19 protein-coding genes and 1 riboswitch are annotated in these 22,193 nt (G+C 49.8%); of the genes, 4 read left to right on the top strand and 15 right to left on the bottom strand.

Features of this window, described 5'->3' with window-relative positions; genetic code table 11:
• Window positions 1-302: 302 nt before the first annotated feature.
• On the bottom strand, window positions 303-1,514 hold the full coding sequence (locus tag MHI12_RS07265) for a PQQ-dependent sugar dehydrogenase (protein ID WP_405171970.1): 1,212 nt from the start codon (window positions 1,512-1,514) through the stop codon (window positions 303-305).
• A gap of 263 nt (window positions 1,515-1,777) precedes the next feature.
• On the opposite strand from MHI12_RS07265, the gene MHI12_RS07260 reads away from it, so the two are divergent.
• Entirely contained in the window at window positions 1,778-2,866 is a 1,089-nt protein-coding gene (locus MHI12_RS07260; protein WP_405171969.1) for a M24 family metallopeptidase, read from the top strand.
• A gap of 246 nt (window positions 2,867-3,112) precedes the next feature.
• Here MHI12_RS07260 and MHI12_RS07255 read toward each other — a convergent pair whose 3' ends face one another.
• The 3 genes from MHI12_RS07255 to MHI12_RS07245 form a co-directional block, all read right to left on the bottom strand.
• Window positions 3,113-3,466, bottom strand: a complete 354-nt coding sequence (locus MHI12_RS07255; protein ID WP_341010032.1) for a hypothetical protein — start codon at window positions 3,464-3,466, stop codon at window positions 3,113-3,115.
• Between the two features lie 203 nt (window positions 3,467-3,669).
• Window positions 3,670-4,353, bottom strand: a complete 684-nt coding sequence (locus MHI12_RS07250) for a queuosine precursor transporter (RefSeq protein WP_017689950.1) — start codon at window positions 4,351-4,353, stop codon at window positions 3,670-3,672.
• Window positions 4,354-4,725: 372 nt separating this feature from the next.
• On the bottom strand, window positions 4,726-6,123 hold the full coding sequence (locus tag MHI12_RS07245; protein WP_091033512.1) for an L-cystine transporter: 1,398 nt from the start codon (window positions 6,121-6,123) through the stop codon (window positions 4,726-4,728).
• A 352-nt stretch (window positions 6,124-6,475) separates the two neighbouring features.
• On the opposite strand from MHI12_RS07245, the gene MHI12_RS07240 reads away from it, so the two are divergent.
• Window positions 6,476-8,176, top strand: a complete 1,701-nt coding sequence (locus tag MHI12_RS07240) for a methyl-accepting chemotaxis protein (protein ID WP_100527909.1) — start codon at window positions 6,476-6,478, stop codon at window positions 8,174-8,176.
• Between the two features lie 126 nt (window positions 8,177-8,302).
• Here MHI12_RS07240 and MHI12_RS07235 read toward each other — a convergent pair whose 3' ends face one another.
• From MHI12_RS07235 to cobD, 11 genes are all read right to left on the bottom strand, one after another.
• Window positions 8,303-9,847 (bottom strand): cobyric acid synthase, encoded by a 1,545-nt coding sequence (locus MHI12_RS07235; protein ID WP_405172951.1) that lies wholly within the window; start codon window positions 9,845-9,847, stop codon window positions 8,303-8,305.
• Between the two features lie 126 nt (window positions 9,848-9,973).
• Window positions 9,974-10,864: an adenosylcobinamide-GDP ribazoletransferase gene (gene cobS / locus MHI12_RS07230; protein ID WP_405171968.1), complete on the bottom strand. Its 891-nt coding sequence runs from the start codon at window positions 10,862-10,864 to the stop codon at window positions 9,974-9,976.
• Window positions 10,861-11,421, bottom strand: coding sequence for a bifunctional adenosylcobinamide kinase/adenosylcobinamide-phosphate guanylyltransferase (cobU, locus tag MHI12_RS07225; RefSeq protein ID WP_036610730.1), 561 nt, complete (start codon window positions 11,419-11,421; stop codon window positions 10,861-10,863). Before cobU ends, cobS begins: the two co-directional genes overlap by 4 nt.
• Window positions 11,418-12,539, bottom strand: coding sequence for a nicotinate-nucleotide--dimethylbenzimidazole phosphoribosyltransferase (gene cobT, locus MHI12_RS07220; protein ID WP_340909195.1), 1,122 nt, complete (start codon window positions 12,537-12,539; stop codon window positions 11,418-11,420). The genes cobU and cobT overlap by 4 nt, the downstream gene beginning before the upstream one ends.
• A 45-nt stretch (window positions 12,540-12,584) precedes the next feature.
• Window positions 12,585-13,397 (bottom strand): ABC transporter ATP-binding protein, encoded by an 813-nt coding sequence (locus tag MHI12_RS07215; RefSeq protein ID WP_405171967.1) that lies wholly within the window; start codon window positions 13,395-13,397, stop codon window positions 12,585-12,587.
• Complete coding sequence (locus MHI12_RS07210) at window positions 13,394-14,440, bottom strand: iron ABC transporter permease (RefSeq protein WP_133386799.1); 1,047 nt, start codon at window positions 14,438-14,440, stop codon at window positions 13,394-13,396. The genes MHI12_RS07215 and MHI12_RS07210 overlap by 4 nt, the downstream gene beginning before the upstream one ends.
• The gene (locus MHI12_RS07205) at window positions 14,437-15,435 is read right to left on the bottom strand and encodes an ABC transporter substrate-binding protein (RefSeq protein WP_074094019.1); all 999 of its coding nucleotides are present in this window, start codon (window positions 15,433-15,435) and stop codon (window positions 14,437-14,439) included. Before MHI12_RS07205 ends, MHI12_RS07210 begins: the two co-directional genes overlap by 4 nt.
• Window positions 15,436-15,844: 409 nt before the next feature.
• Window positions 15,845-15,963, bottom strand: a riboswitch (cobalamin riboswitch).
• A gap of 180 nt (window positions 15,964-16,143) precedes the next feature.
• A complete protein-coding gene (locus MHI12_RS07200; protein WP_405171966.1) occupies window positions 16,144-16,830 on the bottom strand; it encodes a histidine phosphatase family protein in 687 nt (228 codons plus the stop codon).
• The gene (gene cbiB / locus MHI12_RS07195; RefSeq protein WP_405172950.1) at window positions 16,821-17,801 is read right to left on the bottom strand and encodes an adenosylcobinamide-phosphate synthase CbiB; all 981 of its coding nucleotides are present in this window, start codon (window positions 17,799-17,801) and stop codon (window positions 16,821-16,823) included. The genes MHI12_RS07200 and cbiB overlap by 10 nt, the downstream gene beginning before the upstream one ends.
• 44 nt (window positions 17,802-17,845) lie before the next feature.
• Window positions 17,846-18,676 (bottom strand): adenosylcobinamide amidohydrolase, encoded by an 831-nt coding sequence (locus MHI12_RS07190; protein ID WP_405171965.1) that lies wholly within the window; start codon window positions 18,674-18,676, stop codon window positions 17,846-17,848.
• Window positions 18,673-19,863 (bottom strand): threonine-phosphate decarboxylase CobD, encoded by a 1,191-nt coding sequence (gene cobD / locus MHI12_RS07185; protein WP_405171964.1) that lies wholly within the window; start codon window positions 19,861-19,863, stop codon window positions 18,673-18,675. The genes MHI12_RS07190 and cobD overlap by 4 nt, the downstream gene beginning before the upstream one ends.
• 189 nt (window positions 19,864-20,052) lie before the next feature.
• Between cobD and MHI12_RS07180 the strand changes: the two genes are divergently transcribed.
• Both MHI12_RS07180 and MHI12_RS07175 read left to right on the top strand, forming a co-directional pair.
• Window positions 20,053-21,057: a lipoate--protein ligase gene (locus MHI12_RS07180; RefSeq protein WP_289391551.1), complete on the top strand. Its 1,005-nt coding sequence runs from the start codon at window positions 20,053-20,055 to the stop codon at window positions 21,055-21,057.
• Between the two features lie 276 nt (window positions 21,058-21,333).
• Window positions 21,334-22,137: a Cof-type HAD-IIB family hydrolase gene (locus MHI12_RS07175; protein ID WP_062833159.1), complete on the top strand. Its 804-nt coding sequence runs from the start codon at window positions 21,334-21,336 to the stop codon at window positions 22,135-22,137.
• Window positions 22,138-22,193 lie beyond the last annotated feature (56 nt).

Here is a 22,193-nt window from a genome sequence, read left to right as displayed (position 1 = left end):
CAGACACCTTATTTACTCATTTCGTTGGTTTTTCAGCAGGTTTCAAGTGAATGTTGTCGATTTAGCGCGGCTGAGGTTCGTTAAATTCTACGACCGCCACCAAACCTCTATTTAAGGTGCGTCATGTTCGTTAGAAAAATTTTATTTAGATCGATTCAGATTCAGGGCACTTCAGTCAGGGCTTTGGTTCAAGATAAGCGGCAACCGTTCGTTTTAAACTCACTCCATTCGCTACCTTACGGCGAGACCAATTCGGTGCGACGCTGTCCTGCAACACTGACTTTATCTCCATTGACCCCGACTCAGCTCTCCGGAGTTAGTACAATCAGCTTGTCATCTCCATCACGTGGCGATCCTCGTCCATCCCGATTGTTCGTAAGCACGTACAACTTGCCGTCCTCGCCAGCACTCACATTACGAATTCGACCCCACTCATCTTCGAAGATGGGTTCCACCTTCTCCACCTGTGTGCCATCTTCCGAAAGAGTGACCTTCAGCAGCTGCTCTCCACGCAGATTCGCAGCAATCAGCGAGCCGGCCCAAGGTCCTTCTTCTACAAAAGCTACACCAGACGGCGCCCATGTATCGTTCCCACTATGTACAAGCGGAGCCTGATATGCGCCATTGTCATCGTCGTCTCCTTCTACCTCGGGCCAGCCATAATTCTCCCCGGCCACAATCCGGTTGATCTCATCATGATTACGCTGACCATGCTCCGTGGAATAGAGGTAACCGTTTTCCGGATTCCATGCCAGTCCCTGTGCGTTGCGGTGTCCCATACTGTATACAGGTGAATTCGGCCATGGGTTGTCTGCCGGGATCGATCCGTCGAGACCTATCCGCAATATTTTACCTCCAAGGCTATCTTCGTTCTGTGACAGTTCCGGTTCATAACGCTCACCTGTCGTGATATAGAGCAACTTGTCCGAGCCAATTTTGATTCGCCCACCATTATGATTTGTTCCGCCTGGAATGTTACCAAGCAACTCTTGATCTATGACGGCTTTGCCATCATTCACCTTGAGGCGTAACACCCGATTCGCAATATCGTCGCCTTCTAGGTAGGAGTGGTACGCATACAGATAACCGTTATCCTCGAAGTCCGGATCAGCTGCAAGACCCAACAGACCTCCCTCACCTTCTTCATTAAACGGGGCTGAGAATTCAATCAGTGGTTCAGGGGCTAGTTTTCCATCCTCAATGACCCGAATCGCACCAGGGCGTTCCGTTACAAACATCCGACCATCAGGCACACTCACAATCTCCCATGGTGCATTCAATCCTTCAACCAGAACAGATGCCTGATACGGAATAACCGTCTCTCCCTGCGCTCCACTCTCATTTCCACTTGCACCGGTATTACCTCCATTGGCTGTCTGTCCCTGACCAGTTCCCTGCCCCTGAGACGTTTGCCCTCCCCCTCCCGTTGAGGGTTCACCTGAAGAACATGACGCTGTTAACAGTGCCACACTTAATAATGAAGCATACAGCGGAACGGTTACTCGATTATTCATGATTACATCTCCCTTCGTATATCGTTCTTTTGTATAAAATAAATAAGTTTAAGCTTCAACGTATTGTTAATGTATTGTTCGCTATAGTTGTGGTGTTATTATTCATCTGTAAAGCGGTTTCGCCCTGTATTACCCTTCATATCAGCCGCTTAAACCGAGAATTCAAAGGATTCCGAGGATATGAAATCACTGCGGTTTGGAATTCCATCATAATCTTTTATAATAGAAGAATAGTATGAATGGAAAGGTGGACAACTACACTTATGAATCAAAACCCTTTATCTCGTCTTGAAGCCGATCTGTCCGGGCAAGGATTGGACGCCATGCTGATCACAGATCCGAAACATATCTACTATTTAACTGGATTTGCGAGCAATCCGCATGAACGCTTCCTAGGTCTGGTTCTCGCACGTGGCGAAGAGCCCCTGTTGATTGTACCTGCGCTCGATGCTGAAGCTGCCGCAGCTGCTTCCTCGGTATCCAACATTGCCACGCACACGGATACGGATAATCCGTACGCTTTGTTTGATCGTTATCAGGGGCGCTTCGGCCGAGTAGGTCTCGAGAAAGAATACGTGACGGTCGCACGTTATGAACAACTGACCGCCGCTCTCGGTGCTGCCAGCTTTGAAGATGTTGGCCCCCTGCTTCGCACATTACGTGTGAAAAAAACACCTGATGAGGTAGCCCGCATTCGCCACGCCATTCATCTGATCGAAGAAACATTGCGTCAAGGCCTCTCTCATGTTCGCACAGGTGTAACCGAGATTGAACTTGTCGCCGAGATGGAGTATCAGATGAAAAAGCTGGGTGCCGATGGTCCTTCCTTTGATACCATGGTGCTCACGGGACCCAAAACAGGTCTGCCACACGGTACACCGGGTGAACGGAAACTGCAACATGGTGACCTGTTGATGTTTGACATGGGTGTGTATGCTGGGGGATATGCCTCGGATATCACACGGACATTCGCCTTTGGTGACATCTCCCCTGAACTCAAAACCATCTATAACACTGTGCTCGCAGCGAACGAGGCTGCTATCCAAATCGTGAAACCAGGCATCACCTGCGCCGAAGTGGATCGTGCAGCACGCCAGGTCACGGAAGAAGCAGGATATGGCGAGCGTTTTATGCATAGAGTAGGCCATGGATTGGGTATCGACGTACATGAGTATCCTTCTCTCCATGGAGAGAATATGGACATTCTGAATGAAGGTACCGTATTCACGATTGAACCGGGCATCTATACCGCAGCAGGCGGCGTCCGTATCGAAGATGATGTAATTGTGACCGAGACGGGTGTGGAAGTTCTGACGACATATCCAAAAGAACTGCAAATCCTTACCGACTAATCCAATTGGATCTATGTCAAAAACAGCCCATATACATCAATGCTCAGCCGATATTATGCATCATGAACTAAACTGCACAAAACTGTGCTGAACTGTATCTTCAATAATATAAAGTACACACGCGAACGCAAAAATCCCGCAAATCCATGAATATCATGGGTTGCGGGATTTTAATTAATACAAAGCATATCCTAAATTACTCCGTCTGCATTCTACGTAATCTTATTCCTGCTCACTCATTTACCATTAGTCAAACTCATGCGTGATGTCCTGCCAAGACTCCAGCTGTGGCAGCTGTTGCTTCCCCCAGTAATCCAGAAACCATTGAATAATCCCAGTCGTATCTGTTGTTCTGCAGCTGTAATGTCGGAAACCGCCCTCGCCTTCCTGCAAACGAATCTCCGCCACCATTTGCCCCGGTTCCTCAAGCGCAGCAGCCTGCATATACATACTTCCCTCCACCAGCTCGGAAGGTACAAGTACTACGAATTCCTGCAATTCCAGATTGGAGATCAACTCCACCAATAACGAGGCATTAATGCTATCATTCTCGTAGGTTGTGCCATTGCTTTCCAGTGTATAACGCAGTGTAGAGTACATGTGCGATTCCCCTTTGTATGAAAATCATCTTTCCTAATGATACACGCTTATAACGACAGGTCGTTTATATTATAACTTTTTCATAAAAATGTAAAAAGGATTTTTCTTGTTTCGGGTCTTTTCTATGAAAAAAAACCTTGCAGAGTCCGAATTACAATTGACTGCGCAGAGGTTTTTTTTAAGTGATACTCTTTGAATACTGTCTAAGCTTCATCCTTAAACTTAAAGCTACGTGCCGCATACAGAAACGGCGTTCCAACCGCAGTTAATACAAATTTGATAATATACGTCGTCAGGAAGATTTCCAGCCAAACATCCCAAGGATAGATGAATGCAAACGCGATCGTGCAGAACACCAATGTATCCACAAATGAACTGATGATCGAACTACCGTTGGTGCGAATCCACAACTGATTGCGCCCTGGGGCCACCTTGCGTAACCATGAGTACAATCGAACATCCAGGAACTGACTGATAAAGTACGCTGTCAGACTTCCGAGTGCCAAACGTGGCAGCAGACCGAACAACTTCGCCATGGATTCCTGTGCAAAGTCCGTTGGTGCGGGGTCAAAAAACAACACCATCTGCATCAGAACCGTCGTCATGATGAGCGTGAAGAATCCAAACCATACGGCTTTGCGTGCCTCACCTGGTCCATATTTCTCATTAAGAAGGTCACTGGTCAGGTACATGCTGACATACATCGTGTTACCAAGCGTCAGCACGATTCCCATGATATCTATCGTTTTGGTCACCTGAATGTTGGCTATAACCGTAGCCACACCAATCCAGGCATAGAGACCTTTTTTACCGAACAAGCGGTAACACAACAGGAAAAATCCATAAGTTACGAGAACAAAAACTGCTCCCCACCCTAAGTTAAACATAAATACATACACTGCCTTCCTAGTTTTGATTACGCGGGATGGTTACGAACCGCGGTTTGGCTCAGGGCCAAAACATGAATACTCTATCACATTTCTCGTCCCATGAACAGAACTAAATAACTCCAAGTGTGCCTGAGTGAATACGATCCCTGCTATATTCCTCCCATGTCCTCTCGACCATACGACTGTTTTTGTATCTCCTTGCCTTGCACCATGTATCGAAAAAGAAGACTGCTTCACACACCGTGTAAAGTATAATTTGATTGCCACAAAAAACCGCCCTCCGGATTCCTCCGAAGGACGGCTTTTCTCACTTGGCTTGTAGACGGCTCTAGCTATCTTAATGTGAGCTTCTATCTAATCCATTCTGTATTAAGCCTGAGCCGCAGAATCCAGCTCACGACTCTGATCGTTAAACGTGTCCCGATCGTTTTCCTTCAAAATTCTGCTCGTTACGAGTCCTGATGTCATCGACCCGTTCACGTTAAGCGCTGTACGACCCATGTCGATCAGCGGCTCCACGGAAATGAGTAGTCCAACCAGAGCCACAGGCAGATTCATGGTGGACAATACGATCAGGGAAGCGAAGGTTGCCCCGCCGCCAACGCCAGCCACACCAAACGAACTGATCATGACTACGAGGATCAAAGTCACAATGAAGTCCCAGCTCAGCGGGTCGATGCCGACCGTCGGAGCAATCATTACCGCCAGCATGGCCGGATAGATCCCGGCGCAGCCGTTTTGCCCAATCGTAGCCCCAAAGCTTGCAGACAGGTTCGCAATGCCGTCCGATACACCGAGTTTCTTCGTCTGTGTCTCCACATTCAGCGGGATCGCCGCTGCACTTGAACGGGACGTAAAGGCAAATACCAGTGTTGGCAACACCTTCTTCAAATACGTAACCGGGTTGAAGCCGGACAGAGAGATAATGATCAGATGAATAATAAACATGATCGCCAGCGCGATATAAGACGCAATCACGAATTTGATGAGCTTTAATATCTCTTCCGCATTGGTTGTCGCCGTCACCTTTGTAATCAGTGCTAGAATCCCGTAAGGCGTAAGCCTCAGCACCAGTGTAACAATTCGCATAACCACCGCATACACCGCATTAACCATACCGCGGAACGTCTCCGCCTGCTGAGGTTTTTTGCGATCCAGTCCAAGTACGGCTACACCGATAAACGCGGAGAAGATAACCACCGCCAGTGTGGATGTACGACGTTCTCCTGTCATATCTGCAAATGGATTCGAAGGAATGAATTCCAGCACTTGCTGCGGGATGGTCTGATCCTTCACATCAACAAGCCGTTCCTCCACCTTCTGAATCTGCGCATTCTCCCGGTCTCCTCCTTGAATCTCAATGGAAGTCAGGTTGAAGCCCAGACTGGTCACAATGCTGACCCCTGCGGCAATCGCTGTCGTGATCAACAGAATGGCAATAATGGAAACACTCATCTTGCCGAGATTTTGTTTGCCCTTCAGATTCATAATGGCCGAGATGATGGACACCATGATCAATGGGATCACGACCATTTGCAACAAACGAACATATCCTGAACCGACCAGATTGAACCAATCGACTGATTTCGTAACTACATCAGAACCTGATGTGTACACCAATTGGAGAATAACCCCGTAAACAACCCCCAGTCCCAGACCCGCAAATACGCGTTTCGTAAAGGAGATATGCTTTTTCTGCATCCAGTAGAGGATGCCAAGTAAGGCAAGCATAACCACTACATTCAATATGACTAGAAAAGTATCCATTTCTTTAAATCCTCCTCAGGCATGTGTGTAACCGGAACATATCCGGTTTTCTCTTCTATCTTTTGTACTTCCAACAAAGACATTTTACAATATACCATATAACAAACTATTCTGGTAGGTATTAATTGATATTATGTAATATGCATGTAACAGATTCATGTATTTCTGAAAAAAATACACCAAATCGTGAAAATTGTTCTATTCAACCTCCGGTTAATTTTGTAATATAGGTATATCCGCTTATTCCCAAGTTTTCTCAACGTATAATTTAGGTCTTTCTTCATTGGTAGATAGGTCTTAGGATTACGGAAAAGCGACAATGTTAATGAACTTGACGTGAAAGGATGATCATATGTTTCGTAATCGCACCGTTGCCGGTAAAATCAGAGGCACTTTGTTCCTCGTTCTGCTGGTTGCTTCCCTGTTGTTCAGTATTAGTTTTTACGCCGTTTCGATGAATATTATTCAAAGCTACGTGCTGCCGCAGTTTGACAAAGTCCTAAACACGTCCATTCAGGATATATACAAGAATACTTCAGCATCCAAAATCCTACAGGTACAGAGTGGCGGAGCCGGTTCTGAAGGTGCTGCCATGACCGTGGAATCGTATCTGGCAGATAAAGCAAAAGAACATAATCTGGATGCTGCTTACGTTGTTGCTATTCAAGATGGCACCGCCAAAGTGGTTGTTGCCAACTCTTCCTCAGGCATGAAAGCGCAGGATGAGATCAGTGTAGAACCCGCAATGAATGCAGCTATTGAGAACAAAGAAATGGTAATCAGTGAGGTCTACTCCGATTCCTTTGGTGTACATAAAGCAGCCTTTATCCCCATTGCAGGAAGTAACATGATTATGGCTGTGAGCATGGATGCCCAGTTCATTCAAGACAAGATTACCCAGATTTTCTGGTTATGTCTTGGGATTACAGCATTAGTGTTTGTGCTCGGGTGGCTTATCTCCACTAGTATGATCAAAAGAGTGACCAAACCGATCATCAAGCTTGTCCAACATAGTAAACAAATTTCCCAAGGCGACCTGACCGCTGAGCTAGAGATCAAAGGTAAAGATGAAATTGCCCAGCTTGCCGCAAGCTTCCAGACGATGACGCATAACCTGAAAGAAATGATTAGCCGTGCCTTGTCTACATCCAATGAAGTTGTGTCAGGTTCCAATGACCTGCTTCAGCGAGTTGAATCGATGTCTGGTATGGTTCGAAACTCCAGCCGCTCCGCAGAAGATGCAGAAAAAGGAAGCATCAGCATTGCCTCAAGCGCATCCGAGAACGCGAGAGCTATGGAAGAAATTACGCAAGGTATCATGCATATTGCTTCTTCTTCCGCTGAAGTATCTGACCAGATTGGTGAAGCAGCCAACGAGGCAGTTAACGGTAACCGACTGGCTCAGAATGCCATTGAGCAGATGGAGCGTGTAGGCCAGACAGCAAGCGAATCGTTGCGTTATGTCGAAACTATGAATGAACGTTCGGTAGCTATCGGCACCATTGTTGCTTCCATTTTTGAAATCACCAAACAGATTAACATGCTGTCACTCAACGCCTCCATTGAAGCAGCACGTGCCGGAGAACATGGCCGCGGATTCGCTGTTGTTGCTGGAGAAGTTCGCAAACTTGCCGAGCAATCCAAGACAGCCACCGAAGAAATTTCGGATTATCTGGGTACCATTCGTGAAGACGCTGAACGTTCCGTTGACGCCATGAACCGTGTAACCCAGGAGATTGGTTCAGGTACAACTGTTGTTCAACAAGCAGGCTCAGCCTTCCAGCAGCTGAATGAATTGATCCAGAACGTGAATCTGACCATTCAGACCGTCTCTGCTTCTACACAACAAGTATCTGCTGGTGCTGAAGAAGTGAGTGCGTCCGTTGAAGAAACGGCACAGATTACGACCAAATCCCGTGAAAGTATGCTACAGATTGCTTCAACAGCAGATCTTCAGCTCAGCGAGATGGATTCACATTCGAATACAGTTCGTCATCTGCATGAACAAGCTGTAGAGCTGCAATCCGCTATGAAGAATTTCAAAATAAACTAACAGGTTAACCATTAACCTATCATCACCTGTTTTAAACCTCATTTAATCATAGGATATACAATACCCCCATGCCGCTAACATTCCGTTTCTAGAGAACGGTTTGTCGGGCATGGGGGTATTGTTGTTTCACTTGGGTGCCTGAACACCCATAATCTCGTACACACGTTTCATATCCAATGCCAAACGCAACGATTCGGCTACCCGATCGAACTCCATCTCCTTACGTTCATGCGCACTATATGTCTCCTGAAGTGGAGCCAGTCCCTTTCCTTCACGCAAGGCATTCAGCCACGAACGTCGGAATTGATCACTTTCAAACAAACCATGCAGGTAGGTTCCCCACACGCTGCCATCTACTGAGCCCCAGCCTTCTTGGAAAGGTTGGCCACCTGGATGGGATATTTCAAATAGTGCGGTTACACGTTCAGGCTCGTGGCACTCTGTAACACCCATATGGATCTCATATCCATTAACAGGTAATGCAGCATCTGCTACATCTCGCTCACCATACAGACGAATCGGGTGATTAGGCTGCACCCGTCCGGAAGCTCTGACGGTCTGCTTTTCCTGAAGAAACGTTGTTGATAGCGGGAGCCAGCCAAGCCCTTTCGCTTCCTGAATCTGATTCGCCTCCACAGCAAAGGGGTCCTTCAGATGACGTCCCAGCATCTGGTACCCGCCACATATTCCTACGAGCTGAACATGCTCACGCTCGGTCTGGCTGGCAATCGCCTGCTCCAGCCCAGACTCACGCAGATATGCCAGGTCACCTATGGTATCCTTCGTACCCGGTAGAAGAATAGCATCAGGACTTCCCAATTCCTCTGGCGAGGTCACGTAACGCACATTCACATCCGGTTCACGGGAAAGTGCGTCAAAGTCTGTAAAGTTGGAAATTCGCGGATATCGGATCACCGCCAGATCCAGCTCGGTTTTACCGGATTTCCCATGACGCATGGAGTCCAGCACCACTGAATCCTCTGCTTCAATCTGAATATCTCTTATGTAAGGCAATACCCCTAATACTGGAATGCCTGTCCGTTCTTCGAGCCAGTCGAGTCCCGGCTGCAACAGGGACAGATCACCGCGGAACTTGTTGATAATGAACCCTTTGACTCGCGCCACCTCATGGGGTTCCAGCAGCTCCAGCGTACCTACAATGGAAGCAAACACTCCGCCCCGATCAATATCGGAGATCAGAATCACCGGCGCATCGGCCCAGCCTGCCAGATTCATGTTGACGATATCCCGGTCCTTCAGATTGATCTCGGCCGGACTGCCCGCTCCTTCCATCAGCACAATATCATAGGTATCCCGTAGCCGATTCAACGCATCCATCACCGTCTGCTTTGCTTCAGGCAGGAACTTCTGCCGATAATCTGATGCACTCATCTGGGCAAAAGGTACACCATGTACCACGATCTGCGAATGCATGTCCCGCACCGGCTTGATCAGGATTGGATTCATATCGGTTGTCGCCTCAATACCGCAGGCCTCGGCCTGTGCTCCCTGAGCCCGACCAATCTCCTTGCCATCTTCCGTCACATAGGAATTCAGTGCCATGTTCTGTGATTTAAACGGGGCTGGCTTGAAGCCATCCTGCTTAAAAATCCGGCACAATGCCGTTGTGATAACACTTTTGCCTACATCGGAAGCCGTTCCTTGCAGCATCAGTATCGCCGCTGGTTGTGATGGCCTATCTTCCACGCTCTCTCCCCCTGTCTCCGTGTTATATCCAGATCACCTTGCTCCCAACCTCATGCGTAACACTTTCTATACTGCTTCTTACTTCAAAAGTTACAGCCAGAACAGTCCTTGAAGCACGCTCAGCACGGTCAACAAAGCCGCCTCCAGCAGCTCATTCATGGCACCATACGTATCCCCGGTTAAACCGCCGAGCCGTTCACTGATCCGGGCAGCCACGAATCGGCCGATATAATAACACGCCACAGGCAGTATAATAACTGCCGTCACCGGGTATAGCCACCATGGCAGTGTTCCCAGCCCACTCACCATCGCATCCGCAATCCCCATATCCGGTTTGAAAAGCCACACCGCGGCAAACGTAAGTGCCCCTGCGACCAAGGTTAGGCCTACAGCTGAACTGCTTGCACGCTGGACCTCCTTCCGCTCACCCAGACCTTTAAACAATACGGCAAGTCCATCATCTTCGCGCGCATTCGGCCAGGCCGACATCGCATACACCATGAACCAGCGGCTCCAGATCATGGGCAGGATTAGTAGCGCACCGTACATCCAGTGGCCCCGGGCAATAAAATCGGCGATCAGCGCAGCCTTCATCATCAGAAGCAACACGCAGGCGATCACGCCCATTGCCCCGACACGACTGTCCTTCATAATCTCCAGCATCCGCTCACGGGTACGATAACTGAGCAAACCATCCGCCGTATCCATCCATCCGTCAAGATGGAGTCCTCCGGTGAGCCATACCCATAACGTCAAGGTCAGGACGGCTGCCGGGAAGGCGGGAAGCACTGCACCGCTTAAGGCTCCCATGAGCCAGACGCACAGGCCGATTGCAGCACCGACCAGCGGATAAAAGACTACACTTTCCCGCAGCAACGGCGGGACAAAATCGATTTGCATTTTGACAGGGAAACGGGACAAAAATTGAAAAGCGGCTGCCGCCGCATGTTTACGCTGAGGAGCAGGCGTGCCATCCTTCATAAGCGGTACTCCTTGCTTTTTAGTTCAATCGCAATGCCTACGGTCACCAGAAACACTTCACCGCATATCGCCGCAATGCGCTGATTCAGTACACCGGCCAAATCCCGATATTTCCTGCCAAGGGCATATTCCGGTACGATCCCGTCCCCTACTTCATTCGTAACCAGAACAAGTAAACCGGGATAGGTGCGAATCGCTTCAACTAGCGCGTCCAAATGTCCCTGTAACACCTGCTTCTCGTCATGCTCATGCGCTAACAGAACATTTGTCAGCCACAGCGTCAGGCAATCCACCAGAATGGTGGGTGCAGAAGTCCCTGTATGCCCTTCACCCATGCGGCTTATCAAAGCAGGCAGATGTATCGGCTCTTCCGTTGTATGCCACAGATACCCCGATGCCTCGCGCTGATGCTGATGCATGGCGATACGCTCACGCATTTCATCATCGTAGGCCTGAGCTGTCGCCACATACCAGGCCTCCGAGGAACGCTGCATGCAGAGACGCTCGGCAAAGGAGCTTTTGCCACTGCGTGCGCCGCCTGTCACCAGTACGCTCATCGGGAACTCTCTCCTTGCAGGGATGAATCAACCGACGCAGCAGAGTCCGAAGCATGGCTTGCCCCGTCCGAGACACCCGCGCTTGCAAAGGTTGCCATCTCGTTCAGAATGAGACATGCTGCGTCAATCAGATGAAGACTAAGCACACCGCCTGTGCCTTCACCCAGACGCATGTCCAGATCCAGCATCGATTTCAGGTCCAGTTCACGCAGCAGCGCTCCATGCCCATTTTCATGTGAAGTATGAGAAGCGATCATATAAGCCGTACTCAGAGGTGCAAGTTGTCTTGCAACCAGCGCTGCCGCGGTAGAGATGAACCCGTCTACAACGACCGGACACCGATGAGCAGCTGCTGCGAGGATAACCCCCGTGAGTCCAGCAATCTCCAGTCCACCCACCTTGCACAGAACATCCAGTGCATCATCCGGGTTCGGTGCGTTTACACTAAGCGCCTGGCTGACTACAGCAGCCTTGCGCTGCAAGCCTGCATCATCAATCCCTGTACCTCTCCCCACAGCGGCAGCTGGTGCAACTCCGGTTAACGCGCTCATTACCGCAGCACTTGCAGTTGTGTTGCCAATTCCCATCTCCCCGGTGACAAACAGCTGTGTTCCCTTCGCCACCTCTGCCGATACAACTTCGGCTCCTGCAAGGATAGCCCGAACTGCCTCATCCCGGGTCATCGCTGCCCCTCGGGCCATGTTGGCCGTGCCTTTGCGAATTTTGCGGGAGAGCAGGTCCGGATGTTCAAGATCGGCATTCACCCCGATATCCACACAGATCACATCAGCTCCGGCGTGACGTGCAAGCACATTCACGGCTGCGCCCCCAGCGAGGAAATTCAGGACCATCTGCGGAGTCACTTCAGCAGGAAAGGCACTGATGCCTTCTTCCACTACGCCGTGATCTGCGGCCATGACAATGACCGCTCTGTGTTCAAAACGCGGGCGTGCATTGCCCGTCATGCCTGCCAAACGGATCACCAGCTCTTCCAATTTGCCCAGACTCCCCGGCGGCTTTGTCAACGAATCCACATGTCCAGAGGTTTCTGCCGCGACTTCCTGATCAGGAGCAGTAATCTTACTTATTAAATGCTCCAACACCTGTTCATTATTCATACAACCAGCACTTCCTTCATCAAAATATGGGTTGCCCCGCTTCATTTAATCGATGTCCCGCCGCAGCAGCAGTTGAGGTATGGCATGGTCGGGATGGGAGACAATCGCGGGTTTGACGCGAAATATATCCTGGATATTCTCATCGTTGATCAACGTATGAGGCGTGCCCTTTCCAACCGCCATGCCCTCACGGAGCGCCAGAATGTGATCGCAAAATAACGCGGCCAGATTCAAATCATGCAGCACAGCCACAATTGTAATGTTATTTCTCTGTCGCCATGCCGATAACAATTCCATAAATTGCAATTGATATTTAATATCCAGAAACGTGGTCGGCTCGTCCAGCAGAAGTAACCTCGGCTCCTGAGCCATAACTTTGGCTAGTGCGACCCGCTGCCGTTGTCCCCCGCTGAGTGCATCCAGCGGTCTGTCCGCCAGCTCTGTCAATCCCAGATCTTCAAGCACTCTGTCCACCACAAGTGCCCCATCACCCGTTTCCCGCCCCAGCCAGTTCTGGTACGGATATCGCCCCATCTCCACCACGTCCCGTACGGGATAGGAGATAGGTGGCAAACCGTCCTGCTGCAATACAGCAATCATGCGTGACAAGTCCTTACGGCTGTATGAGCTGATATCCCGACCATCGATATGGATCTGACCTTCGCTTAACTGTTCCGTTCCAGCAATAAGCTGGATCAGAGTGGACTTGCCGCTGCCGTTTGGTCCGACAACTCCCCACCAGTCACCTTCGCCAACATGCCAGTCTACATTACGCAATGCCTGATGATTGCCATATGACTTCCCTGCTCCCTTAATGGAGATAAGTGAAGTCGAGTTGGAACTGGTACTGGAATTCATGGCATCATCCCCTTCTGCAACTTTTTGTTCCGGTGCAGCAGGTAAGCAAAGAATGGCGCACCAACAAAGGCGGTGACAACACCGAGCGGAATTTCAGTTGGCGCCAGCAACGACCTTGCTATGGTATCTGCCCACACCATGAAGATCGCTCCACCAATGGCTGACAAAGGTACCAGCAGTCGGTAATCCGGTCCCACCACCAGCCGCAACATATGCGGGATCACCAATCCAACGAATCCGATGACACCTGATACCGAGACAGCGCCTGCAGTCAGCAGTGTGCCAACTGCCAGCACGGACAGCTTGAGCCTGTCCACTCCGATCCCGATATGTGCCGCTTGACGTTCTCCCAGTGCAAGCACATTCAACGAGCGTGCGCGGCTCCAGAGAAAGACCAGCCCTAACAGAAAATACGGGAAAAGGATGGCCGTATACGACCACCCACGCAGAGCCAGACTTCCCATCGTCCAGTATATAATTTCATTAATCGTCTGTTTCGACATGGTCGACAGGAAGGAAACAACTGCGCCCAGGAAACTTTGCATGACCACACCAGCCAGAATGAGGCTGTGTGTAGGTATTTTACGCCCTTCACGAGCCAGTGCCATAACAAACCATAACGTGATTACACCCGTCAAAAACGCCACCAGTGGCAACGTCCAGATTCCGATCAGTGCATACTGCAATCCGAAGAAAATCAGAAAGGCTGCACCCACCGAAGCACCGGATGATACGCCCAGGGTGAACGGGTCTGCCAGCGGGTTCCGAAGAACCCCCTGGAATCCCGCACCAGCAATCGCCAACGATGCGCCAACGAGCACGGCAAGCAGTACACGTGGGAATCTGACTTTCCAGATAATCTGTTCGGCTGCCTTATTCCAATCCGGTGTAATCCAATCGCCCACCCAGGGAATTTTGTGAATCAGGATACCTGCAATATCCCGGATCGGCAAAGCTACTGAACCAATGCCCGTGCAGATGAGCACGGTGAGCACCAGCAGCACCATGCCCGTCGTTCCGAACAGGATCAGCTTTTTACTCATTGGAATAAGTCAGGGTAGATCGCTTTGGCTACTTCTTTCAACCCTTGAGTTACCCGTGGACCCGGACGGCTCAGCAGGTTGGCATCCAGGCCAATAACCGCGTCATTTTTCACAGCCGTAATTTGATCCCAGCCACTGCGCGCCTTGATGATCTGATCCAGTGTTTTGGAGTTTTCATCAATTACATCATTAGCATACAAAATCACATCCGGGTTGGAGGCAATCACGTTCTCTTCATTGATTTCATACCAACCCTCTTTGTCCGAAGCAATATTGCTGCCACCGGCTACAGTGATGAGTTCATCCATAAATTCGCCTTTACCCACAGTCCAGCCTGGGGAGAATTCAACGTATACTTTTTTCTTATCTTCCGGTTTAACTGCCTTCACTGCTTCCGTTACATCCGTAACGTCCTGTTTCATCTGAGTGATGATTTCTTGTGCTTTTTCCTGATGATCGGTAATTTTACCGAAGGTTTCGATATTATTCATCACATCGTCAATGGATTTAGGATCCGTTTTGAAAATGGTAATGCCCAGTTCACGCAGTTTCTTCACCGCATCTTCGCTCATGGAGATACCTGTGAAGACAATGTCGGCTTCAGCTGCAATAATGGACTCTTCATTGGGCTTGGTGATACCGCCCATTTTAGCTTTGGTTGTTGCCGCTTCCGGATAATCGTCATAGTCGGATACACCAACGATTTGATCGTCCAATCCAAGGGCAAACAGGGATTCCGTCTCAGCCGGAGACACGGATACGATTTTGGCTGGTGCCTTTTCAAAGGTGAACGATTCACCCGTTGCATCCGTAACGGTAAGTGGATATTGTGTTTTGAGGTCCGTCTGCGCCTGGCCTTGGGATTGCTCCTGTGCCGGTTGCTGTGAAGTACCTGTGCCCTCGTTTGTTGTTGCATTGCCACATCCGGCCAAAGCCAGTGCGAGTGCCGCTGCACTTAGCAGGGACGCTACGCTTTTCCAATTTTTGAAATTCATTCTGTTATTCTCCCCTTCTCTATTTGCGCTATTTTCTTGCATCGTGCTCGAACTCTTATTCCCCATGTCTTGGTGTTCCTGTGTAAGGTTTGAACTGCAACATTTACACGCTAACGGAGAGTGCAGAACCAATCTGAAGAAACGAAGTGTTCGCCTTTATCACCGGATTTTCCATTTCAAAAAGGGAATTAAAAAATCTGGGGATAACAGCGATCGGAAGATGGTACTGCAATCGGAGTGACCTCGTGTAAAATTGGTCTGGGTTCATCTTACATGAACAATAAAAAATCCCCAATCCTTGGACAAGGATCAGGGATGACGTCTCGCATATGGCGATCTGTACATGTTCAACCAAGGGTTGTCCATGCGCATAGAATAGCCCGAAACGCTGTCCTTTCCTCGAAGGAACACCGGTTTGTACGTCCAGGGCAGGTAATCTGACTTACAGGAATCATCCTGTTTTACAGTGGCGGGACCGTGCCGGATTTGCACCGGCTTCCCCATTTCACCCTTGTGTGTTTCATGACTCGTACTAATTTGCCATGAAAAGACAGCCTTCACACGCGGGACCCTTGGTCGCTGATATGGTAAACCATTGCCGTGTAATTTCTGCATACTACATACTCGTTCAGGCTTCACACCTGCAGCGTGTATGTATCCATGCTGAAGTCACACTTCTGTTGTGATTATAGGGTATATTGTACATCCTTACAACCCGATTGGCGGAAAAGTCACTCTGCTGCCAAACCATTGATTCCCCTGTTGTTCAAGCTGAACCTGAATCGCCTGTCCCGGGACAACATGTGTATCCCAGAACCCAAGCCCTGCAATCAGACGGGACAAGGCATACCGGATGACACCACCATGCGTAACCACAACCATGGTTGGCACTTGCCCCTCATCAACGTGCATCGAAGGACGATCCTCCAACAACATCTCTTGGAGGAAGGAATCCAACCGTCCGGTAAACTCCTGCCACGATTCCCCTCCGGGCGGAGTGACCTCCTGCGGCGCATCAATCCAGCTTCGGTACACAGAATTATCCTTAAGCTGATCATACGTCAGCCCTTCCCACTGTCCAAAATCATTCTCACGCAGACGCGAGTCAAACTTCACCTGTGCGTTGGCATCAGGAAGGATCTGTTCCAGCGTCTGTCGGCAGCGAAGCAGATCACTGCAATATACCTCGTTCCACGAAACACCGCTCAATTGTTCATGAAGCGGAGCCAGTTCTTCTTTGGCATTTGGCAGCAGACCGATGTCGGTATGCCCCAAGTATCTTTTTTCCACATTCCACAGCGTTGTCCCGTGACGGACCCACAGAATGTTTCGTTTCAGCGGGCAAGGTTGATCCATATGTACTTCATTGCCTGCATTCCCTTCATTTACGGCCATAACAGCGTCCCTCCTGCCAGCCACACGCCCAGCGTTATGAACATGCACAGTACCACAAAAGCACCTGCCGACCAGAACATCAGGCGTGATGTTCGCACAATATCCTCGGCTTCCATCGGCCGTGTGGCTTCACCCATGTAGGCACGAAATGAAGCAACTCCATGATACACGTTATGTCCGCCAAGCCGGATGCCCAGTGCTCCAGCCACCGCCGATTCGGGAAACCCGCTATTCGGACTTGGGTGCAGTCTTGCATCCCGTGCGACCATGCGTGCTGCTCCTTTCGCGTCCATCTTCATAACCCAGGCACCCAGGATTAAAAGAATCGCGGTCAGCCGGGCAGGGATCCAGTTCGCCACATCATCCAGACGGGCCGAGGCCCAGCCAAGATGCAGATACTTGTCATTTTTATATCCGACCATGGAATCCAACGTGTTGACGGCGCGATAAGCCATGGCTAGTGGAGCGCCTCCAATAAGTGCATAGAATAACGGTGATACAATGGCATCAACGATATTTTCAGCAACCGTCTCTACCGTTCCCCGCACAACCTCCGGTTCGTCGAGATGTGCCGTATCACGTCCAACAATCATGCCCAGTGAACGTCTGGCCGCCGGCCAATCCTGCTGCTTCAGATGACGATACACTTCCATACCTGCATCCTTCAGCCCTTTTGAAGCAATGGTCGTTGCAATGAGCACCACTTCAGCTGCCGCTGCAATGACAGGATGAATCAGCCCAAGCACATATACGAGTCCCCAGGTGATGGCAAAAGAACCCCCTGCAATCACAATTGGGAACAACAGCCCCGCTCTCTTCAGCCCCAATTCTGTGCGCACACGCGAGCGAATGACACGCTCCAATGCCGAGATGCCTTTTCCCATGCCAATCACCGGGTGGGGAATCCAGCGCGGATCTCCGATACATCGGTCCAACAGGTACGCCAGTATAATAATCCAGGCTCCCGCCATGCCTGTCCAGAATGACCAGGTCCATAGATGCTCCAGCTCAAAAGTCATTTGTGCCTGATCCTCTCTTTCCATAACAGTCCGGCCTGAAGGCTCTCCGTCACCGTGTCGTATACCAATCTGCCGATTGCCGCCCCTGCCGTAGTTGCTGTCCCGGCATAATTGATCATCGGATGAGGTTCCTCCACTGCCTGACGTACCGCCAACACAATGGCATCGGTTGTGGTACCGGTGGCGGGCAACCCGTTCTCCGAATCCAGAACACCCGCATCCGCCAGCGCGGCCGTTTTGGCTTCAACCGCCGTCTGTACCGCATTCACCATCGCCCCGGTGGTCATGCGTCCATTCAACCAGAGCATGATGTTAATTGTACCCGGGACATAGGGGTGACTCGTTAGATTCCGTGCTGAAGGAGCAGAGCGCTCCCTGCCGGAAGACATCTTCTTATTTCCCGCCGTATCAAATACCGTTCTCTCCGACCCCGCACGTGCTGCATTCGATACACCCGCAGTGGTGCAGCACAGAAGACCAAATTCATCACTTGTATATTCCTGAATGGAGGTATGCTCCAGCCTTACGGCCGTCAATAATCCGGCACATTGATCCCGCGGCTCATGCCATTCGTTCAGCGCTTGTTCGATATCACGCGGCGGATCATCACAGCGGTAATGCCTGTCCACATAGATGTTAAAAATGCGATCCAGTTCAAGCATCCCGCCACCATATACCGCACTTGATAGCGCTTGGACAGCCATTGGGCTCTGTGCTTTGATATGTCGTTCATGTGCAGATATGATCAGTCCCGGCCAGGAAGAGGCCGCATATTTATTCTCACCTGTTTCTCCATTCGTAAAGTAGTTATAAAACGGGAGTGTCACGACCGCTTCCCTCCCTGTGCCTGTTCCGAATCTTTTGTCTGCTCCTGCTGACTTGATTCATGAATGGAGGTCTGATCGACATTCGGATATCCCTTGGTTTCCAGCACGCCGCCCAGCACTTCGAGTAATGTAGCATTGGCATCTGCATCCTTGACCGCGAAACGTACATGCCCTTTGTCAAGCCCCGGATACATGGCACAGCTGCGAATCAGAATGCCTCTTCGGCCCAACGCCTCCTGCATTGATGCCGCTGTCCAAGGGGCCGGCACACGTGCCAAAATAAAGTTCGCCTCTCCCGGTGTCACCGTAAACCCGTACGCCTGCAGTCCTGCGATGAGATGCCCCCGTTCCCGCGTGATCAGTGATATGGTTTCCTGTTCGTACCGTTCTCCGCTGCGCAGACAGGCTTCCCCTGCCATGAGCGCCAGACCGTTGACACTCCAGGTCACCTGTTTCTTCGTCATCGCCTGAATGTATTCTGCACGGCCCAGAGCATATCCAAGACGCAAGCCCGGAATGGCATAAAACTTTGTCATCGAGCGAATGATGATCACATTTGGATAGTCATTCAGATGTGCTGCCAGGGACTGGCGCCGGGCTACCGGAATAAAATCCATAAAGGCCTCGTCAATGACAAGTACGGTTCCCGTTACTTCCGCTTTGCGGGCAAGTCTTTGTAATACTTCAAGCGGATATTGTACACCGTTTGGATTGTTGGGTTGGCCGAGGAAGAGCAGGTCTACCTTTTCCATGAGCTGCTCAATGTCCCCGGGTTCCGCTCGCCACGCCAGTTCTTCTCTGCCCTCCGTATGCACAACTTCGGCACCGAATTGTCGTGCCAACGCCCGGTACTCCGAGAATCCCGGTTCCACAGTACCCACCTTGCGCGGGGCAAGCCCCAGCAGAATGAGCGCCATACTCTCGGCTGCACCGTTGCCCACGGAAATCTGCTCCTGCATCACACCAAGACGCTCGCTCAGTAGTGCTTTGAATCCCCGATGCGCCGGATCGGGATACCGAATCACCGACTGCAATCCTTGCTGTATAGCCTCCAGCACTCCTCTGGGTGGACCGAGCGGATTAATGTTGGCACTGAAGTCCAGAAAATCAGCGGCTTCCCTCCCAAATCGTGACGCAGCCGTCTCCACGTCCCCGCCATGTCCGAACACTTCGATATAACCGGTCATTCTTCCGTCATCCTTTCTGTATGTCCTTTTTATTATGGATGGCACGGGAGGTGTGGGTCAATCCTGTTTTCTTTGTGTCCCAACCATAATTCGTTTACAATAGAAGAGGAATTTCGGTTCCTTTTGATATACAAGGTTCACTACATAAGGGACTAGCAATCCCTCACATACATTAATGGAGGAATGACCATGCTGTTTGTAGACAACCAGGGCATTACAGATCCTTCTGTAAACCTCGCCATTGAGGAGTACATTCTGAAGCATCTGCCGATGGAGGATGACAGCTATCTGCTGTTTTACATCAACCGTCCGTCGATCATCATCGGAAAACATCAAAATACGATTGAAGAAATTAATATCGAGTACGTTCAGGATAACGGTGTGCAGGTGGTTCGTCGTCTTTCGGGAGGCGGAGCGGTATATCACGATCTGGGCAACCTGAATTTCAGTTTTATTACAGCGGATGACGGTCAATCCTTCCACAATTTCCGCAAGTTCACCCAGCCTGTGGTTGAAGCTTTGCACGAGCTTGGTGTAAATGCCGAGTTGACCGGGCGTAATGATCTGCAAGTAGGCGAAAAGAAAATTTCGGGCAATGCCCAGTTTTCCACACGTGGGCGCATGTTCAGTCATGGCACATTGATGTTTGATCTGAATCTGGAGCATGTTCAGGCTTCCCTGAACGTCAATCCCGAGAAGTTCAAATCCAAGAGCACCAAGTCCGTGCGCAGCCGGGTCGCCAACATACGGGATCTGATTGACACCAACCTGACGATTGAGCAGTTCCGCGATGAGCTGTTACGTCACATTTTCCGGATGGAGCCTAAGGACGTTCCACAGTACACGCTCACTGACAAAGACTGGGACAAAATCAAAGAAATCTCCGCTGAGCGTTATAACAACTGGGACTGGAACTATGGCTTGTCTCCGGAAAGCAATGTGAAGCACACTCGCAAATTCCCTGTAGGCATCATCGATCTGCGCATGAACATCAAGGATGGACGCATCGAAGATATCAAAATCTTTGGCGACTTCTTCGGTGTAGGCGATGTGGCGGATATCGAAAATATGCTACGCGGCAAGAGGTATGAGGAAACCGAGGTGCGTACTGCACTTGAAGGCCTGGATGTAAAACATTACTTCGGCAACCTTGAGCTGGAAGACTTTATCGGCCTTGTTTTTCTAGAAGAATAAAATTTAGATGTAAGTATAGTTTTAGAACGAAGTCTAAGATTACACGTTAACGGAGAAGACAGAATTTATCGGGAGAAGCGAAGCGTTCGCTTAAAGCTTTCTGAAAGAAAGCTACATCGGAAGCATAAGCTATCAACGGATTTCCCCTTGGGGAATGGAATCAAAAATCCGGGGATAACAGCGATCGAAAGATGAATCTGTATTCGGAGTGGCCTCGTGTAAAACTTATTTTTCGTTCGTTAATATAGATACAGATAAAAAAGGAGAGAAACACAGATGACCTACAAATTAATCGCAATTGACATTGATGACACACTGATCAACGACAACAAGGAAGTAACCCCTGCTACACAGACTGCACTGGAACAAGCAGTTGCCCATGGTGTAACTGTAACGCTGGCGACTGGACGTGCTTATGCTTCCGCACAAGCGCTTGCTCGTCAAACCGGACTTAACGTGCCGATCATCACGTATCAAGGCGCATTGGTGAAAAACCTGCTGGACGAAAAAGTCCTCTATGAGCGTTATGTTCCACAGGAAGCTTCCCGCAAATTGTATGATTACTGCCTGGAGAACAATCTCCACCTTCAAACATACATTGACGACAAGCTGTATGCCCGTGAGGAAAACGACAAGCTGCGTGATTATGCCAAATTAAACGGTACCCAATATTATATCGAATCTGATTTCATCAAAGTGATCGAACAAAAAACTCCGAAGCTGCTTATTATCGATGAGCCAGACTACTTGGATAAGGTTGCCGTTGACCTGCGTGAATTGCTCGGACCTCAAGTCCATATCACAAAGTCCAAACCTTACTTCCTGGAGATCATGCACAACGAAGGAACTAAAGGCCACGCCCTGACCTTCCTGGCTGACCATTTCGGTCACCAGCTCAGCGAGTGTATTGCCATCGGCGACTCCTGGAACGACCATGAGATGCTCGAAGTTGCTGGTCTTGGTGTAGCGATGGGAAATGCCATCCCTGCGCTGAAAGAGCTGGCGGACTACATTACGGCAAGTAATAACGAAGACGGTGTAAAAGAGGTTATCGAGAAGTTTGTGCTGAACGCAGAGTAAATAAGATCAACGAACAGCCCAATCGGCGAATTTCGCCGTGCAGGGCTGTTTTTTTG

Origin of the sequence: Paenibacillus sp. FSL H8-0280, assembly GCF_045040665.1 — a bacterium.
GTDB classification, from domain to species: Bacteria; Bacillota; Bacilli; order Paenibacillales; family Paenibacillaceae; genus Paenibacillus; species Paenibacillus xylanexedens_A.
The sequence above is the reverse complement of the archived record's forward strand: the minus strand, read 5'-3'. Positions and strand labels throughout refer to the sequence as shown.

Coding starts and splice junctions, on each gene's coding strand:
- MHI12_RS07260 (WP_405171969.1), top strand. CDS start 1,778: ATGAATCAAAACCCTTTATCTCGTCTTGAAGCCGATCTGTCCGGGCAA.
- MHI12_RS07210 (WP_133386799.1), bottom strand. CDS start 14,440: ATGAGTAAAAAGCTGATCCTGTTCGGAACGACGGGCATGGTGCTGCTG.
- MHI12_RS07175 (WP_062833159.1), top strand. CDS start 21,334: ATGACCTACAAATTAATCGCAATTGACATTGATGACACACTGATCAAC.
- cobU (WP_036610730.1), bottom strand. CDS start 11,421: ATGAGCGTACTGGTGACAGGCGGCGCACGCAGTGGCAAAAGCTCCTTT.
- cobT (WP_340909195.1), bottom strand. CDS start 12,539: ATGAATAATGAACAGGTGTTGGAGCATTTAATAAGTAAGATTACTGCT.
- MHI12_RS07180 (WP_289391551.1), top strand. CDS start 20,053: ATGCTGTTTGTAGACAACCAGGGCATTACAGATCCTTCTGTAAACCTC.
- MHI12_RS07250 (WP_017689950.1), bottom strand. CDS start 4,353: ATGTTTAACTTAGGGTGGGGAGCAGTTTTTGTTCTCGTAACTTATGGA.
- cobS (WP_405171968.1), bottom strand. CDS start 10,864: ATGAAGGATGGCACGCCTGCTCCTCAGCGTAAACATGCGGCGGCAGCC.
- MHI12_RS07240 (WP_100527909.1), top strand. CDS start 6,476: ATGTTTCGTAATCGCACCGTTGCCGGTAAAATCAGAGGCACTTTGTTC.
- MHI12_RS07205 (WP_074094019.1), bottom strand. CDS start 15,435: ATGAATTTCAAAAATTGGAAAAGCGTAGCGTCCCTGCTAAGTGCAGCG.
- cobD (WP_405171964.1), bottom strand. CDS start 19,863: ATGACCGGTTATATCGAAGTGTTCGGACATGGCGGGGACGTGGAGACG.
- MHI12_RS07265 (WP_405171970.1), bottom strand. CDS start 1,514: ATGAATAATCGAGTAACCGTTCCGCTGTATGCTTCATTATTAAGTGTG.
- MHI12_RS07215 (WP_405171967.1), bottom strand. CDS start 13,397: ATGAATTCCAGTACCAGTTCCAACTCGACTTCACTTATCTCCATTAAG.
- MHI12_RS07255 (WP_341010032.1), bottom strand. CDS start 3,466: ATGTACTCTACACTGCGTTATACACTGGAAAGCAATGGCACAACCTAC.
- MHI12_RS07235 (WP_405172951.1), bottom strand. CDS start 9,847: ATGCTGCAAGGAACGGCTTCCGATGTAGGCAAAAGTGTTATCACAACG.
- MHI12_RS07245 (WP_091033512.1), bottom strand. CDS start 6,123: ATGGATACTTTTCTAGTCATATTGAATGTAGTGGTTATGCTTGCCTTA.
- cbiB (WP_405172950.1), bottom strand. CDS start 17,801: ATGGCGGGAGCCTGGATTATTATACTGGCGTACCTGTTGGACCGATGT.
- MHI12_RS07200 (WP_405171966.1), bottom strand. CDS start 16,830: ATGGCCGTAAATGAAGGGAATGCAGGCAATGAAGTACATATGGATCAA.